Source organism: Lysobacter antibioticus HS124, assembly GCF_000336385.2.
Classification (GTDB): domain Bacteria; phylum Pseudomonadota; class Gammaproteobacteria; order Xanthomonadales; family Xanthomonadaceae; genus Lysobacter; species Lysobacter firmicutimachus.
In genome coordinates, this window is record NZ_HG424536.1 from 46,048 (window position 1) to 61,519 (window position 15,472).

The following is a 15,472-nucleotide window of genomic DNA, read 5'->3' on the forward strand; positions in this document are numbered from 1 at the left end:
TTTTTTTGCGCTACATCTTTCGCGCTACCTCGGCCGCGCAGCCGTCGTCGCAAGGCGGTCGCGGCGTATGAGCGCAGGACATCCCCTTGAAATCCCGGTGGGACGCCGCGACGCCACGGGAAACCGGCGCAGCTCAGTCCTGATCGGCTTCGGTTTTTTCGCCAACGCCTTGCAGTGCCTGCTGCAGGGCCTCGCCGAGCTCGCGTTCGAGCTGCTTTTCCGCGGCGCGCTCGGGCGTGGCCATGCGCAGTTCCTCGCAGGCCACCGAATCGGAATGCTCGGCGCATACCTTGCGGATGCCGGCCAGCAGCGCGTCGTCGCCGGCGTTGAGATAGGCCGAGACGACGTTGCCGCAGCCCTCGCGCACGTGCATCGCGCAGACCTTGTCGTAGGCCGCCGCCGCGCCCTTCCAGTCACCGCCCAGCGCGGCGACGTGGCCGATGCCCATGCAGGCCGACATCGAGCCGCGCGCGCAGCAGGCTTCGGCGCCGCCGGGCTCGGTCAGCGCGCATTGGTCGACCTTGTACGCCGTTTCCCTGAGCTTGGCGCCCGGTTGCGGCAGCGCGATCGGCGCGCACTGGCCGGCGCGCGCCCGCCGATAGACGTGGTAGCGGGTCCAGTCGTCCTGGCCGACCAGGGTGTCGGCGTCGATCCAGCGCAGTACGAAATCGTCGCCCTTGTCGTGGCGCACCAGCACCTCGTCCTCGCGCAGGCGGTAGGGCATGGTCGCCGCGTCGTCTTCCGACAGCGCCGCGTTGCCGTCGTCGAAGCGGAAACCGCCGAACAGCGACCCGTCGTCGGACACATACCAGCCGCAGGGCTGGCGCGGCGACTGCCGCGGCGGCGCGTCGCGCAGCGCGGTGCCGGTCCAGCGCGCGACGCGGTCGCAGGCGTTCTTGCTCAGCCGGCGGTCGCAGGTGGACTGCGAGATCGCACGCGTCGATGCGTAGCGCCCGGCGATCCATTCCTGCTCGGCCAGCGATTCGCAGGCGCCGCCGCTGCCGATGTCGTCGCAGGCGATGCGCAAGGCCGCGATCGAAGCCGGGCTCAGCGCATCGGTACGGAACATCACCAGCGGCGCGCCCGCCTCGCTCGGGGTCAGCGCCTTGGCCCAGACCTCGCAGGCGTAGGGGCTGCGGTCCTCGCGGCAATGGCGCTCGAGCTTGCGCAGGCGATCGGGTTGCTTGCCCTCGGGGTCGTAGCTGAGCACGTCGACGCAGGACTGGACGTCGCCGGCGGCGCAATCGGCGACGCTGTCGTTGTCCTGGCCGGCCGCGTAGACGACCCCGTCGTTGCGGTGCGCGGCGCAGGTCGCCGCCTTGACCCGCTTCAGGCGCTTGGGCTGCGGCTCGAACAGGCTGGGCTGGCGCTCCAGGTCGCCGTCCGGCAGCAGCTTGTATTCGGTGCTGAGGGTGCTGTCGGCGTTGCGCACGCGGACCCGGTCGCCGTCGATGCGGTAACGGTACGGGCCCTGGGGCGAAACGAAGCCTTCGCGGTCGTGGGCGATCGCGCGCTCGCCGTCGAAGCTCAAGGTGCCGTCGTACTCCTCGCCGCTGTCGTAGGTGCCGCAGGGCGCGTCGGCGGCGAACGCCGACGGCGCCAGCGCGAAACAAAGCAGCAGCGGAATTGCGCGGAGAATTCGCATATCGTCCTTCCTTGGGGCATGGGCGCGGCCCGACCGCACCGGCCGCCGCGCGCTGACGCGTGCGGGACGATGCGGCGACGGGCCGGGGATCAACCGAACAGGTCGGTCGGGTATTCGGGCTTCTGCTCGCGCGAGAGCAGCTTGCGCAGGCCGTCGGCGGGGGTGATGCGGCCGTGCAGCACTTCGCGAACTGCGCTGGAGATCGGCAGCTCGATGCCGTGGCGTTCGGCCTGGCGCATGACTTCGTCGGCGGTCTGCACCGACTCGACCACCTGGCCGATTTCGCGCACCGCGTCTTCGATGGACTGGCCGCGGCCCAGGGCCAGGCCGAGACGGCGATTGCGCGACAGATCGCCGGTGCAGGTCAGCACCAGGTCGCCGAGGCCGGCCAGGCCCATCAGGGTCTCGGGTTGGCCGCCGATGGCCTGGTTGAGCCGCAGCATCTCGTTGAGGCCGCGGGTGATCAGGCCGGCACGCGCGTTGAGGCCGAGCTGCATGCCGTCGGCGACGCCGGTGGCGACTGCGAGCACATTCTTCATCGCTCCGCCGAGTTCGGCGCCGAGCATGTCGTCGCCGGTGTAGGCGCGGAACGCCGGCCCATGCAGGGCGTCGGCCACCGCCTGGGCGAAATCGGCGTCGTCGGAATGCACGGTCAGCGCAGTCGGCAGGCCTTGCGCGACTTCCTTGGCGAACGAGGGGCCGGTGACGACGGCCAACGGCACGCCGGGGCCGAGCACCTCTTCGGCGACTTCGTGCAGGAAGCGGCCGCTGCCGGGCTCGAAGCCCTTGGTCGCCCAGGCCACGCCGGCATGCGCGGGCCGGTGCGGGGCCAGGGCGCGCAGGGTTTCGGCGAAAGCGTGCGAAGGCGTCACCACCAGCACCAGATCGGCCTCGCGCAGCGACTGCGCCAGATCGGTGGTCGCACGCAGGCTCGCCGGCAAGGCGATGCCGGGCAGGTAGCGCGGGTTCTCGTGGCGGCTATCGATGGCCGCGGCGACCTCGGCATCGCGTCCCCACAGCACGGTCGGATGACCGTGCCGGGCGATCAGCGCGGCCAGGGCGGTGCCCCAGGAACCGGCGCCGAGCACCGCTATGCGCGGTTTCGGCGCCGTGTCGGACGTATCGTGCGTCATGCGCGAACGGGTCCGGGCGCGGGGATCAGGCGTTGCCCGCGGTTTCCGCGTCGGCCAGACCGCCATCGGCCTGGGACGCGCGCTGGCGCAGGCCTTCGGCGTACAGGGCGTCGAAATTGATCGGCTGCAGGAAGAACGGCGGGAAGCCGCCGGCCTGGATCAGATCGCTGATCAGCTGGCGTGCGTACGGGTACAGCACGTTCGGGCAGTGGGTGCCGAGCATCGCGTCCAGGGTCGGGCCGTCGAAGCCGATCAGGCCGAACACGCCGGCCTGCTTCACTTCGGCCAGGTACATCGGCTTGTCGTTGGCGGCGCAGGTCAGGGTGATGCCGAGCACGACTTCGAACGCGTTCTCGCCCACGCGCTGCACGTTCTGCGACAGGTTCAGCTGCAGCTGCGGCTGGGCGGCTTCGGCGAACACGGCCGGAGCGCCGGGGACCTCGAAGGAGACGTCCTTGACGTAGATCTTTTCGACGGTGAACGCGGGGCCGGTTGCGGCTTCTTCGGCCTGCGCGGCAGCGCCGTTGACGTTTTCTTCGGACATCGGGTGATTCCCCCAGCGGAATGAGTTTCGGAAAAGAAGGTTTCGGAAAAGAGCTCGATTATGCCCGCTCGCGGGGAGCGGGCCAAACCGCCTCGCGACGGCCCGAGTCAGTGGATTGAGGCGAATCCGGGCCAATCAAGGGCCCGCGCGACCCGCGTCACGGGACGGTGCCGGCCTCAGTCTAGCCGGTGCCGATGGCGGCGGTGCGACAGCTCAGGCGCGGCCCTTGACCAGCGGCAGTTCGGCCTGCATCCAGGCCTGGATGCCGCCGTCGAGCCAGTAGACCTGCTCGAAACCGGCCTTCTTGAGCCGCTTGGCGGCATCGGCCGAGGCCTGGCCGGTGCGGCACACGGCGACCACCGGCAGCGCCTTGGCGCCGTTGAGCAGCTTGCTTTCCGGATCGAACTGGCTCGGCTGCACCGAGCGGCTGCCGGCGATGTGGCCCTTTTCGAAGTCGTTGCTGGCCGACAGGTCGATCACCAGGGCGTTGTCGCGGTTGATCAGCGCGGTCAGCTCGGCCGGGCGCAAGGCCTTGTAGCCGCGGAACAGGCGCGCGATCTCGGTGTACAGGATGGCCAGGGTCAGGCCGACGAAGCCCAACGACAGGTACATGTGGCGGCCGGCGAACGCCAGCAGTTCATCGAAGCTCACGGCAGACTCTTTCCGGATCGGCGCTCAACGGGCCTTGCGGGCCCGAACGGGGCGGCGATTGTCGCCCAGCGCGGGCCGGGGCGCAAAAGCCGGTAAACAGCGGGCGGGGCTTGGCGGGCGGCGCAAAGCCGGGGCGCGGCGATCGGCCCGCCCCGCCCCGACCCGAACGGAGGTAGAGAGGAACCAGCGCCGGCGGCCCCGCCGGCTCCTGGCGCCGCACGCTAGGGCCGGGTCGTTACTGGCCTTCCCACAGATCCGGCAGGCCGCTGATCAGCCACCAGGTCTTGCTCTCGGGGTCCCAGGTCCAGGCCTCGACGTAGCGCACGCTGCGCTCGGCCAGGGTATGGCGATTGATCACGCCGATGTTGATCACCCGCGCCGCCGAGCCCTTCTCCTTGTCCACTTCGGTGCCGGCGTCGTGGTAGGAGGAAATCTGGATTTGCTTGTAACGCTCCAGCTGCATCGCGGTCGGCGCCAGTTTCTTGCGCAGATCGGGATCGATCATGTTGGCCGCGCCTTCGAAGTCGCCCCAACGGATCGCGGCCGAATAGGCGTACTGGGCTTCGGTCAGCTTGTTGTTCTGCGTACCGGTGGTCTGGCAGCCGGCCAGGGTCAGCACGGCGAATACGGCCAGGGCCGCCCAGCAGGTCTTCAGCAACGCTCGCATCTGTGCGCTCCGGCAGGAATGAGGTTCGATGCGCATCCTACCGGGCGCGTCAGGGCTTAGCGATGGCGACGTAGCGCGCCGTGAACTCGGTCGCGATCCCGCCTTCCGGCAGCAACGCGCGCGCGACCAGCGAGGTGCGGGCGCGGCCGCGCTCGCGCAGGGTCGCCAGGAAGCTGTCCCAGTCGGCCTCGGCCGACAACTCGGCGTGCACGTCGAGGTCGGCGAACAGCGGCGCCAGGTAACGGATCTGACTGTCGGCGACGAACACGTCGGCCCGCAGCCCGGCCTGCTCCACGCCCAGCGAGACCACGCCCCACGAGGCCAGCGTCATCATCGACGCCAGGCTGCCGCCGAAGGCGCAGCCCTTGTCGTTGACGTGATGCGCCAGCGGCGAGTGCAGGCGCAGGCGGCGGCCGTCGTAACCGGCGATGGAAACTTGCATCGCCGCGACCGGCGGCATCGATTGGTAGTGCGCGTGGAGGCGTTGCAGAGCGGCGTCGTAAGTCATCGGAACCGGAGCGAAGGTGGGGGATGGCGAGCGTGCGCGTCGGCGTCGCACTGCCCTGGACCGGTGCGCTGTGCCAAGCTGGATGCATGAGCCGCGCACCGCGTCAGCCGCCGCGATGGTACGTGATCTCGCTGCGTCCGAGCGGCGAGCACGCGCCTTTGCGTCGCCTCGCCGCGCAATACGGCGGCGGATTGATCGCCTTGTCGCCGTGGCGCTTGCGCACCCGCGACGACGCCGACACGCGCGCCGCACTCGATCGCGCCCTGGCCGCGACGCGCGCGCTGGCGACCAGCCCGGCCGCGGCGCGCGCGTTGCGCGAACTGCGCCCGGATTGGCGAGCGTCGCCGACGCAGCGCTGGTACGCGGTCGGCGCCGGCACCGCCGCGGCGCTGGCGGCCGCCGGCATCGCCCAGGTGCGCTGGCCGCGACGCATGGACAGCGAGGGCTTGCTGGATCTGCCGGAGCTGCAGGACCTGCGCGGCGAAGACTTCGCCCTGCTCAGCGCGCCCGGCGGCCGCGGCCTGATCGAACCGGCGCTGCGCGCGCGCGGCGCACGGGTGATCCGCGCCGACGTCTACGAGCGCGTCGCGCAGGCGCCGTCGCGCGCGCAGGCACAGCGTCTGTGTGCACTGGAGGCGCCGGCGTTGCTGGCGCTGTCCAGCGGCGAAGCGCTGCAGCGACTGCTGGCGCAATTGCCCGATGCGGCCGGCGCGGCCCTGCGCCGGGCCCGGGTCAGCGCGGCCAGTCCGCGTCTGGCCGAACTCGCGCGCGGGCTGGGTTTCGCCGACGTCGCGGTCGCCGACGGCCCGCTGCCGGAGCAACTGCTGGCCGACGGACTGCGTCCGACGCCGTGACCGGTTGCGGCGGCCGATGCCGTCAAGGCTGTCTTGATGCCCGCTTCCGGTAGCATGGCCGAGCCATGAACTCCCCCCTCGACACCGTGTCCCCCCCTTCTGCGCCTCCCCCGCCGCGCCGCGGCTCCGCCGCCTGGTTCTGGCTGATCGTCGTGCTGCTGCTCGCCGCCGGCGGCGGTTGGTTCGGCTGGCGCGAATGGCAGCACCGGCAGGCCGAAGTGCGCGCCGCCGAAGCCGACGCCGACCAGCGCCTGGAGGCGCTGAACCAGCGCCTGGACACGATGCGCACCAACCAGGAGGCACAGAACCGCCGCCTGGTCCAGGCCGACAACACCAACCGGGTGCTGCGCGACGAGTTGCACGGCATCGGCCAGCGCGCCGCGCTGATCGAAGACAGCGTGTCCAAGCTCGCCGATCCCGATCGCCACGGCGCCCAGGCGATGCGCCTGGACGAGACCGAACTGCTGCTGACCCTGGGCCAGCAACGCCTGCTGATCGCCGGCGACCTGGAAGGCGCGCGCCGCGCCTACGCCCTGGCCGGCGGCGTGCTCGACGGCATCGACGACCCGGCCTATCTGAGCCTGCGCCAGACCCTGCTGCAGGAGTCCGCCGCGCTCAAGGAACTGGGCATCGAGCCGCGGGTGCAGGCGATGGCCAAGCTCGATGCGCTGGCGCAGGGCCTGAGCCTGCCGGCGGCGACGCCGGCGCAGACCGCCGCGGCGGAGGCGCCGTGGTGGAAGCGCGCCTTCGGGGTGCTGATCGACGTGCAGCCGCGCGACCGCAGCATCGCCACCCACCCCGACGACCGCGCCGCTGCGCTGGCCGGCCTGCAGCTGGAAATCACCCTGGCCCGCGCCGCCGCCGAGCGCCGCGACGTCGAGGGCTATCGCGCCGCGCTCAAGCGCGCCGAAGCCTGGGTGCTGCGCCTGTCGCCGCCGTCGCCGGCGCAGCAGCGCCAGCTGGCCCAGCTGCGCGAACTGGCGGCGCTGCCGCTTTCACTTTCGGTTCCGACCCTGGGCACCACACTGCAGCAGTTGCGCCAGCTGCGTACGGCCGGTTGAACGGCCGCCCCGAACGCCGGCGCGATAAGGAGGTGCCGCAATGAACCTGTTCCGCAATCTGCTGTTCTGGATCGTGCTCGCGCTGGTCGGTGCGCTGGTCGCGCAACTGCTGGTGCAGGACCCGGGCGAAATCGTCGTCACCTACGGCGAGAACCGCTACCTCACCAACCTGCCCAAGGCGCTGCTGATGCTGGTCGGCGGCCTGCTCGCGCTGTGGCTGGTGTGGAAGGCGCTGAGCCTGCCGTTCGTGGCCATGCGCCGGCACCGCAAGAAGCAGGCGCGGGCGCGGCTGCTCGACGGCCTGGACGCCTTGCACCAGGGCCATTGGACGCGCGCCGAGAAGTCGCTGGGGCTGGCCGCGCGCAGCCCGGAAGTGCGCGCGATCGCCGAAGTCGGCGCCGCGCGCGCGGCCGCCGCGCGCGGCGATGCGGCGGCGAAGATGCAGCATCTGGACGCGCTCGCGGTCGATCATCCGATCGCGCGCGCGCTGACCGTGGCCGAATTCGCGCTCGCCGAGCAACGCCCCGGCGACGCCCTCGCCGCGCTCGACGCGCCGGCCGCGCAACCCTTGCCGCCACGCGGCCTGGCCTTGCGCGCGCAGGCGCTGGCCGCGCTCGGCCGCGCCGGCGAGGCCTACGGCCTGCTCGGCGCGCTGCGCCAGCATGCGGTGTGGCCGCCGGAACAATTGAACCGGCAGGAAGCGGCCTGGGCCGAAGCCGCATTGCGCGAAGCGGCCGACGCCAACGTGCTGGCCGATCATTGGGAGGCCCTGCCCAAGCCGCTCAAGACCGATCCGGCCGCCGTCGCCGCCTACGCCGAGCGCGCCGCCGCGCTGCGCTGGGAAGAGGCCGCCGCCAAGAGCGTGGAGCAGGCCCTGGAGGCGCGCTGGGACGAATCGCTGGCGGCGCTGTACGGACGTCTGCCGATCGGCCGCCTGGAGGAACGCCGCGCCCACGCCGAGCGCTGGCTGGCCGCGCATCCGGGCAGCCCCGCCTTGCTGGTGACCCTGGCCCGGCTCGCCCGCGCCCAGGGCCAGTGGCCGCAGGCCGAAGCCTATCTGCACCGCGCCCTGGCCCAGGGCGCCAACGCCGAAGCCTGGGAGGAACTCGGCCACGGCTTCGCCCAGGCCGGCGACGAGAGCCGCGCCCGCCTGAGCTACGTCAACGCCCTGCGCGCCGCGCGCGGCGAAACGGCCACCGAATTGCCCGGCCGCGACCTGCGCCAGAAGCTGTTCGACGAGGCGGTGGTCGAGGAGCGCGACGAGTTCGGCATGCCGCGGCTGCGCGGCTGAGCGCGGCCGGTGCGCGCAGACACGAAAACGGCGCCGCAGGGCGCCGTTTCCGTTTTGCGGGGCGCGCAGCGAATCAGCGCAGCGGCACGCTCAGGATCGACGGATTCGTCGCCGGCGAGCTGAAAGTCACGCTGCCGCCGAGCCGGCTGGCCGAGGCGTAGCGCGGGTCTTCGGTGTCGATCACCAGCACCAGCCGGCGCCCGGCTGGGATGTCCCAGCTGGTCGCTTCCAGGCGCAGGTCCAGGGTCTGGGCCACGCCCGGCGTCGCCCCGCGCAACGAGTACGGCTTGTGGCTCAGCAGCGAGCCGTTGCCGAGCAGATCGACGCTGTAGAGGTAGGCGAACAGGCTGAGCTCGGACTGGCTCGGGGTCACGGTGATGCGCAACTGCGGCATGCCGCTGAGCTGGCGCGGCAGCCAATGCGTCGGCGTCTCCCAGACCGCGGCGCCGGCGCGCGCGACCAGCGGAATCGAAGCCTGCGGCGCGACCTGCAGCGACTGCAGGAAGCCGCTGATCATGGCGATGCCGGAATCGGCGACGGTGGGCAGGCCGGTGAGGATGGAATGGCGCCAGCCGGTGCTCGGCGACGCGCTGAGATCGCCGGTCGGCGCGATCAGGCCGCTCGGCCGGGTCAGCGCGAACACGGTCGCGCCGCTCTGCACCGCGTTCCAGTCGGCGTAGCCGCGCCAGTCGCCGTCCTGCGATTTCAGCCGCACCCGCGGTTCGCGGTCGACGCCGTTGTCCCGCCCCTGCAAATGGCGATCGAACCAACGCCCGACCGCATCGTAGATTTCGTTCGGCAGGCCCAGCGCGCCGGGCGCCTCGACCGTGGCGTGGTCGCCGTGACTGAACAGCAACTGCTTGGGCCCGGTCAAACGGCCGTAGAAGTCGATGTACTGCCCCGGGGTGAACAGGCTGTCGTTATAGGCGTTGGCGAGCAGCACCGCGGTGCCGTTGCGGTTGAGCGCGGCGACGTCGGTGATCGGGCTGCGCTGCGGCACCACCGGCAGCAGATCGGCGACAGCACCGTCGTAATCGCCGAAGGCGATCTTGGCGGTCGCGCCCGCCAGCTCCGGCCCCGGCCGACCGGTCAACGCGCCGGCCAGCACCAGCAGGCTGGTGCCCTGCTTGCTCACCGTGCGATTGGCGTACAGCGAAGCCTCCAGGTCGGCCCAGCCGCTCAGCGCGGCCACCGCCTTGATCCGCGGGTCGCGTTCGGCGGCGAGCAGACTGATGCCGGCGCCGTAGGAAATGCCGCTGGCGCCGATCCGCTGCGGATGGGACGGGGTGTGCGCCAGCGCCCAGTCGATCACCGCGCTGACGTCCTCGACCGTGCCCGGCCCGGCGATGTCGATCAGTCCCTGCGAATCCCAGAACCCGCGCGAGGTGTAGCTGACCACCACGTAGCCGCGGCTGGCCAGCAGGCCGCCGCGGCCGACGTATTCGAGGTTCGGCACCGCCCAGCTGGCCGGCATCACCAGCAGCGGGAACGGCCCCGGGCCCTGGTCCTTGGGCACCATCACGAAGGCGCCGAGCTCGGCGCCGTCCCAGCCGGGAATGCGCTGGTAAGCGCCGGTGAAACCGCCGGCCCAGGCCGGCGAAACCGCGACGCACAGAAACAGACACAACAGCCACGACCGGATTGCGCGCATGAGATCGTCCCCTCCCAAGGACCGTCCAGCACGAATGGATACGTTTGCGTATGGTGTGTTGCGGGACGACCGTACCATCGCGCATGGAGGCGCTACAACGGCTGTGAACCCGACTTTCGTGAACCCGCGCGATCCGGGTCACGGAACCCGCAACGGGATCGCCGCGAACCGCGCGCATTCCGGCAACGCCCGGATGGCGCGCGCCGGCGGACGGGGCAGCGCGCATGCGCGGCGCGGAAACCGCACGCAGCGGGCAAGGGCGCTGGAAAACGCGCCGGCGCGAACGCGGCATCGCTCGCCGCCGTGTTCGCACGGCGTCAGGCACGATCGCGACGCCATGATCGCGAGGCCGGCGCCGGATCGCGGGCCTGGCGCCCGCGCCGGGGCTCAGAAATGGACGATCGCGCCGTCGTCGTCGAGGCGGGCGTTGCGCGTGTCGCGCGCCTGGACCAGTTGCAACTGCGCCGCGACGATCTGGCCGAGGTAGTCGCGGGTTTCGGCGTCTTCGATCCGCTGCAGGGCCGGATCGGCGCGCACGGCGAGAAAGCTCGCGCGCGCTTCGTCGAAGCGACCCAGCCGCCGCTGCAGTTCGCCGACCACCAACCGCGCATGCACCCCCTCCTCGCTGCCGGCCTGACGCTGCGCGCGCTGTCGCCAGGCCTGCAAGGCTTGCTCGGCATAGCGCGGATAGCGTTCGGCATCGGCTTCCCAGGTCGCCTGCAACCAGACGTTGGCGGCGGCGTCGGGGCTGGCGCCGGCGAACGCCATTTGCCGCGCGAGCCGGTAGTACGGCGTCTCGTTGGCGATCCAGCCGCGGTACTCCTCGGAGGCGACGAAGGCGCGCAGCCTGGTCAGTTCCTCGGCGCTGTATTCGCGTTGCTCGACCACGATGAAGCCGTTGCCCGGGCAGGCCGGCAGCGGCGCCGGCGCGGCGATCGGACCGAACGGGCGGGTGTCGAAGTAGCGCCCGAACGACGTGCCCGAGCTCATCACCCGGGCGGTGAAGGACTTGCCGTCGATCGGGCAGACCAGGGTCTGGTCGGCGAAGGTCAGGGCCTGCGCCGGCGAGGCGGCCAGGATCAACAGCAACAGGGCGAACGGACGGGACATGACGACTCCTTGTCGTGCGGGGGACGTGTCAGAGAACGCGCGAGAGGGCGAGCCGGGGTCGTGCGACGACCGGCACCGCAGCGGACGCCGCGGCGGCTCGCCCGGCCGTGACGGCACGCACATATTGCCCCCCGTCCCGGCCCGGCGGCGACCCGTCGGCGCGGGGCGTTGCGTTTGATCCCACATTCCCCGACACGGCGCCCCTCATGGCCCTGAGCGATCTGTTCCGCTACGGCGCACAGCCGAACCTGCTGCTGATCATCACCGACCAGGAACGCAGCCTGGCGCAGTGGCCCGAACCCTACCGGGCCAAGCTCGGCGCCCGGCTCAAGGCGATGCGGCGCCTGGCCGGGCATGGCCTGAGCTTCGATCGCGCCTACACCGGCGCCTGCATGTGCACGCCCAGCCGGGCGACCTTCCTGACCAGCCAGTACCCCGCGGTCACCGGCTGCACCACCACCGGCGCCGATTCGCTGCCGCTGCCCGACGTGCTGCCCAACCTGGCCACCGTCGCGCAAGCCGCCGGCTACGGCTGCTATTGGATCGGCAAATGGCATCTGCTCGGCGGCAACGAGCCCGGCAGCAGCCCGAACGACCTGAGCCGCTGGGGCTTTTCCGACTGGGACCCGAACGATGCCGGGCTGAGCCTGGGCCCGACCTATCTGGGCGGCGGCACCCTGGCCACGGCGCCGCCGTCGCCCGGCGCGCCGAACCAGAACGATCAGCGCTATCTGGCCGACGCGCTCAAGTTCCTCGCCGCGCCGCCGCCGTCGCCCTATTGCCTGGTGGTATCGCTGGTCAATCCGCACGACTCGCATCTGGGCTTCCTCGACCTGGCCGCGACCTACTACGACGCCACGGTGTACGGCGCCAGCGGTGCGTCGGTGCCGGCCAACGCCGGCGAAGACCTCGCCGGCAAACCGCGCGCGCAGGCCAGTTACGCCTGGAGCGCGATGGCCGCAACCGGGGCGCAGCAGCAGGACTTCGTCGATTTCTACGCTTATCTGCTCGAGTACGTGGATTCGCAGATCCTGCAGCTGCTGGACGCGATGAGCCGCGAGCAGATCGACAACACCCTGATCGTGCGCTTCGCCGATCACGGCGAACTCGGGCTCTCGCACGGGGTGGTGGAGAAATTCGTCAACGCTTACGACGAGGCACTGCACGTGCCGCTGCTGTTCTCCAATCCGATCGCCTGGCCGCGACCGCAGCGCAGCCAGTGCCTGGCCAGTTCGGTCGACCTGCTGCCGACCCTGGCGTCCCTGCTCGGCGTCGCCGACCAGTTTCCCGACCTGGTCGGTCGCGACCTGAGCCCGGCGCTGGCCGATCCCGAGGCTTCGGTGCAGGACGAGGTGCATTTCACCTACGACGATATCGGCGGCGCCGGGCCGAGCACGATCCGCGCGATCCGCAGCGAACAATGGACCTATGCGGTCTACCTGCCGCCGGAGGACCAGCCGGACCAGGGCGGCGACTGGGAGTTGTACGACCATCGCACCGACCCCCAGCAGGACCGCAACCTGGCCGGCGACCCGGCGTACCGGGACCAGCAATTGCTGCTGGAGCGGGCGCTGGTGGCGCAAATGCAGGCCAAGGGCACGCTGCCGACGAACTGGCCGCCGGCCTACGTGCCCGGCCGCAGCCGCGGCGGGCCGGCGTAGCGCGTCGCCGAGGCGACCGCCTGCAGGAACCGCGTGAGCCGCGACCAAGGGACGCGCAGAAAACCCCTGAGCCTTCGTCATCGAGCGAAGCCAAACCCCACCTGTAGGAGCGGCGTGAGCCGCGACAACCGCAGCGAGGTGCGCAAGCGTCGCCCGCCGAAGCACGGATATGCGGCGCTTCGCCGTTCGCATGCAGGTCAACGGCTTTGGCCCCTGCGTGGTATTGCACCGCTTCGGCGGTCGCGGCTCACGCCGCTCCTACAGGGGGCGGGGCCATCGCGACGGAATACGAAAACGCCCCGCGATGGCGGGGCGTTCCGTGACGATCCGGGGCGAAGCTCGGGGCGAAGCGCTCAACGCTCCAGGATCGCCACCACGCCCATGCCGCCGGCGGTGCAGATCGAGATCAGACAGCGGCCGCCGCCGCGCTGCTTCAGTTCCTTGGCCGCGGTGGCGACGATGCGCGCGCCGGTCGCGGCGAAGGGATGGCCGGCCGCCAGCGAGGAACCGTTGGGATTGATCTTGGCCGGGTCGATCTTGCCCAACGGCGCGTCCAGGCCGAGGCGGTTCTTGCAGTACTCCTCGCTCTCCCAGGCGCGCAGCGTGCACAGCACCTGCGCGGCGAAGGCCTCGTGGATCTCGTAGATGTCGAAGTCCTGCAGGCTCAAACCGTTGCGCTTGAGCATCTCCGGCACGGCCACGGTCGGCGCCATCAGCAGGCCTTCGCCGTGGACGAAATCGACCGCCGACACCTGCGCGTCGCGCAGGTAGCACAGCACCTCGTGGCCGTGGGCCTGGGCCCATTCCTCCGAGGCCAGCAGGCAGGCCGCGGCGCCGTCGGTCAGCGGGGTCGAGTTGGCCGCGGTCAGGGTGCCGCGGCCGGAGGTCTTGTCGAACGCCGGTTTCAGCGTGGCCAGCTTTTCCAGCGAGCTGTCCGGACGCAGGATGTTGTCGCGCGAGACACCGCGGAAGCTCACCACCAGGTCGTCGAAGAAGCCGCGCTCATACGCCGCGGCCAGCTTCTGGTGCGAGGACAGCGCCCACTCGTCCTGCGAGTCGCGCGAGATGTTCCACTGCTTGGCCATGTCCTCGCAGTGATCGCCCATGCTCTTGCCGGTGCGCGGCTCGGCGACGCCGGGGAACTCGGGCTTGAGCTCGCGCAGGTGGAAGCCCTTGAACGCGGCCAGCTTGTCCTTGGTGGTCTTGGCCCGCGCCGCTTCGAGCAGGCGCCGGCGCAACTGCTTGCCGTACACGATCGGCACGTCGGAGGTGGTGTCCGAGCCGCCGCCGATGCCGGCCTCGATCTGGCCCACCGCGATCTTGTTGGCGATGGTGATGATCGAATCCAGCGAAGTGCCGCAGGCGCGTTGCAGGGTGATGCCCGGGGTCAGCGGCGACAGCCCGGAGGACAGCGCGGCCTCGCGGCCGAGGTTCCAGTCGTTGCTGTGCTTGATCACCGCGCCCATCGCGACTTCGCCGAGCTGCTGCCCGTGCAGGCCGAATTTCTCGACCAGCGCGCCGAGGGTGCGGACCGACATGCCCAGATTGCCCACGTCCGCATAGGCCGTGTTCTGGCGGCAGAACGGAATACGCACGCCACCGAGCACGGCGACGGGACGGTTTGGACGCATCGGCACACCTCGCGGGGGGATTCGGGACGGCCCGCCATGGCGGAGCGGGCATAATGGGGCTCAGTGTAGCGCCGCACACGCGCTCTACCAAACGCCAGCGTATCCTCGGTGACCATGAGCCCTGCCAGCCCCTCCGCCAGCGGTCGATCCGCGCCCCTGCACGTCCTCGGCGCCCTCGCCCTGGAGCTCCGCGGCGATGCCACGGTCGACCGCGCCGCGCTGCCGCGCCAGGACGCCGGCGCCCTGGCGGAAAAGATCGCCCGCGACCTGGCCGGCTTCGCCGCCGACAGCGCCGGGCTGGACCTGATCACCGTCGGCGCCCATTACGACCCGGTTGAATTGCTGCGCCCGGGTTGGCCGCTGCACCGCGAGCTCGACCAATTGGCCGCCAACGCGCCGCGCGAGCGCCACGCCGAAACGCCGGCCGGCCGGGTCATCGCCTTCGGCGCCCACGACGCGCAACTGCCGGGCGCGCTGACGCCCTCGCCCGACTATGCCGGCGGCCCGCTGCGGCTGGTGCCGTTCTTGCTCGGCGGCGACGCCGCCACCGTGGCCCGGGTCGGCGATCTGCTCGAATCCAACCTGCTCGAAAACGGCATGGCCGGCGCCGATACCGCCCTGGCCGCGCAGGCCGCATTCGGCCTGCAGGTCGAGCATGCGCGCTACCTGACCGTGCACGACCTCGCCGCGATGATGGCGATGCAGTACGAACACGCCGGCCTGGGCGCGCTGTGGCCGTTGCTGGAAACCGCCCTGCTCCAACCCGAGGGCGAGGAATGGCTGGACGCGCCGCCGGAGCCGCTGGTGCATTACAGCGAAGGCGAGGCCCGCATCGCTCTGTTCTCGCCGGCCGCCTGGCACGCCCGCTACGCGCCGGGGGCGCCGTGCAATACCGAGGAATGCCGGCAGACACTCAACCGCCGTTACCAGCATTTCGAAGCGCGCCTGCGCCAGATCTCGGCCGTGCTCGGCGCCCACGCCGTACCGGTCACCTTCGTCCACTGCGACGGCCCGGCCGAGCGCGAAGCGCTGTAAGGTCACGGGACGCGCAGAAAGCCCAAGGCC

The 15,472-nt window shown here is 71.2% G+C and carries 14 protein-coding genes; 5 read left to right on the forward strand and 9 right to left on the reverse strand.

Annotated elements, in window-relative coordinates:
* Nucleotides 1-133: 133 nt before the first annotated feature.
* The 6 genes from TX83_RS16595 to TX83_RS16620 form a co-directional block, all read right to left on the reverse strand.
* A complete protein-coding gene (locus TX83_RS16595; RefSeq protein WP_064749086.1) occupies nt 134-1,645 on the reverse strand; it encodes a hypothetical protein in 1,512 nt (503 codons plus the stop codon).
* An 89-nt stretch (nt 1,646-1,734) separates the two neighbouring features.
* Nucleotides 1,735-2,778, reverse strand: coding sequence for an NAD(P)H-dependent glycerol-3-phosphate dehydrogenase (locus TX83_RS16600; protein WP_064749088.1), 1,044 nt, complete (start codon nt 2,776-2,778; stop codon nt 1,735-1,737).
* Between the two features lie 25 nt (nt 2,779-2,803).
* Complete coding sequence (secB, locus tag TX83_RS16605; protein ID WP_064749090.1) at nt 2,804-3,322, reverse strand: protein-export chaperone SecB; 519 nt, start codon at nt 3,320-3,322, stop codon at nt 2,804-2,806.
* 213 nt (nt 3,323-3,535) lie between these two features.
* Nucleotides 3,536-3,973: a rhodanese-like domain-containing protein gene (locus tag TX83_RS16610; RefSeq protein WP_064749091.1), complete on the reverse strand. Its 438-nt coding sequence runs from the start codon at nt 3,971-3,973 to the stop codon at nt 3,536-3,538.
* 235 nt (nt 3,974-4,208) lie between these two features.
* Nucleotides 4,209-4,640 (reverse strand): hypothetical protein, encoded by a 432-nt coding sequence (locus tag TX83_RS16615; protein ID WP_064749093.1) that lies wholly within the window; start codon nt 4,638-4,640, stop codon nt 4,209-4,211.
* 49 nt (nt 4,641-4,689) lie between these two features.
* A complete protein-coding gene (locus TX83_RS16620; protein ID WP_064749094.1) occupies nt 4,690-5,148 on the reverse strand; it encodes a YiiD C-terminal domain-containing protein in 459 nt (152 codons plus the stop codon).
* Between the two features lie 86 nt (nt 5,149-5,234).
* Between TX83_RS16620 and TX83_RS16625 the strand changes: the two genes are divergently transcribed.
* The 3 genes from TX83_RS16625 (at nt 5,235) to TX83_RS16635 (ending at nt 8,354) form a co-directional block, all read left to right on the forward strand.
* Nucleotides 5,235-6,002, forward strand: a complete 768-nt coding sequence (locus TX83_RS16625) for a uroporphyrinogen-III synthase (protein WP_064749116.1) — start codon at nt 5,235-5,237, stop codon at nt 6,000-6,002.
* A 65-nt stretch (nt 6,003-6,067) separates the two neighbouring features.
* Nucleotides 6,068-7,063 (forward strand): uroporphyrinogen-III C-methyltransferase, encoded by a 996-nt coding sequence (locus TX83_RS16630; RefSeq protein WP_064749095.1) that lies wholly within the window; start codon nt 6,068-6,070, stop codon nt 7,061-7,063.
* 40 nt (nt 7,064-7,103) lie between these two features.
* Nucleotides 7,104-8,354 carry a heme biosynthesis HemY N-terminal domain-containing protein gene (locus tag TX83_RS16635; protein ID WP_064749096.1) on the forward strand — a complete coding sequence of 417 codons (1,251 nt, stop codon included), beginning with the start codon at nt 7,104-7,106 and terminating at the stop codon, nt 8,352-8,354.
* A 73-nt stretch (nt 8,355-8,427) separates the two neighbouring features.
* Here the strand turns inward: TX83_RS16635 and TX83_RS16640 are convergent, their stop codons facing one another.
* Together TX83_RS16640 and TX83_RS16645 are read right to left on the reverse strand one after the other, a co-directional pair.
* Nucleotides 8,428-10,005 (reverse strand): CocE/NonD family hydrolase, encoded by a 1,578-nt coding sequence (locus TX83_RS16640; RefSeq protein ID WP_064749097.1) that lies wholly within the window; start codon nt 10,003-10,005, stop codon nt 8,428-8,430.
* A 387-nt stretch (nt 10,006-10,392) separates the two neighbouring features.
* Complete coding sequence (locus tag TX83_RS16645; RefSeq protein WP_064749098.1) at nt 10,393-11,115, reverse strand: hypothetical protein; 723 nt, start codon at nt 11,113-11,115, stop codon at nt 10,393-10,395.
* A 206-nt stretch (nt 11,116-11,321) separates the two neighbouring features.
* Between TX83_RS16645 and TX83_RS16650 the strand changes: the two genes are divergently transcribed.
* Nucleotides 11,322-12,776, forward strand: coding sequence for a sulfatase-like hydrolase/transferase (locus TX83_RS16650; protein ID WP_064749099.1), 1,455 nt, complete (start codon nt 11,322-11,324; stop codon nt 12,774-12,776).
* Between the two features lie 353 nt (nt 12,777-13,129).
* On the opposite strand, the gene TX83_RS16655 is transcribed toward TX83_RS16650, so the two are convergent.
* Nucleotides 13,130-14,407: an acetyl-CoA C-acetyltransferase gene (locus tag TX83_RS16655; protein WP_064749100.1), complete on the reverse strand. Its 1,278-nt coding sequence runs from the start codon at nt 14,405-14,407 to the stop codon at nt 13,130-13,132.
* Between the two features lie 114 nt (nt 14,408-14,521).
* On the opposite strand from TX83_RS16655, the gene TX83_RS16660 reads away from it, so the two are divergent.
* A complete protein-coding gene (locus TX83_RS16660; protein ID WP_064749101.1) occupies nt 14,522-15,442 on the forward strand; it encodes a hypothetical protein in 921 nt (306 codons plus the stop codon).
* Nucleotides 15,443-15,472: the final 30 nt, after the last annotated feature.

Coding starts and splice junctions, on each gene's coding strand:
- TX83_RS16625 (WP_064749116.1), top strand. CDS start 5,235: ATGAGCCGCGCACCGCGTCAGCCGCCGCGATGGTACGTGATCTCGCTG.
- TX83_RS16630 (WP_064749095.1), top strand. CDS start 6,068: ATGAACTCCCCCCTCGACACCGTGTCCCCCCCTTCTGCGCCTCCCCCG.
- TX83_RS16645 (WP_064749098.1), bottom strand. CDS start 11,115: ATGTCCCGTCCGTTCGCCCTGTTGCTGTTGATCCTGGCCGCCTCGCCG.
- TX83_RS16615 (WP_064749093.1), bottom strand. CDS start 4,640: ATGCGAGCGTTGCTGAAGACCTGCTGGGCGGCCCTGGCCGTATTCGCC.
- TX83_RS16650 (WP_064749099.1), top strand. CDS start 11,322: ATGGCCCTGAGCGATCTGTTCCGCTACGGCGCACAGCCGAACCTGCTG.
- TX83_RS16655 (WP_064749100.1), bottom strand. CDS start 14,407: ATGCGTCCAAACCGTCCCGTCGCCGTGCTCGGTGGCGTGCGTATTCCG.
- TX83_RS16635 (WP_064749096.1), top strand. CDS start 7,104: ATGAACCTGTTCCGCAATCTGCTGTTCTGGATCGTGCTCGCGCTGGTC.
- TX83_RS16620 (WP_064749094.1), bottom strand. CDS start 5,148: ATGACTTACGACGCCGCTCTGCAACGCCTCCACGCGCACTACCAATCG.
- secB (WP_064749090.1), bottom strand. CDS start 3,322: ATGTCCGAAGAAAACGTCAACGGCGCTGCCGCGCAGGCCGAAGAAGCC.
- TX83_RS16660 (WP_064749101.1), top strand. CDS start 14,522: ATGAGCCCTGCCAGCCCCTCCGCCAGCGGTCGATCCGCGCCCCTGCAC.
- TX83_RS16600 (WP_064749088.1), bottom strand. CDS start 2,778: ATGACGCACGATACGTCCGACACGGCGCCGAAACCGCGCATAGCGGTG.
- TX83_RS16640 (WP_064749097.1), bottom strand. CDS start 10,005: ATGCGCGCAATCCGGTCGTGGCTGTTGTGTCTGTTTCTGTGCGTCGCG.
- TX83_RS16595 (WP_064749086.1), bottom strand. CDS start 1,645: ATGCGAATTCTCCGCGCAATTCCGCTGCTGCTTTGTTTCGCGCTGGCG.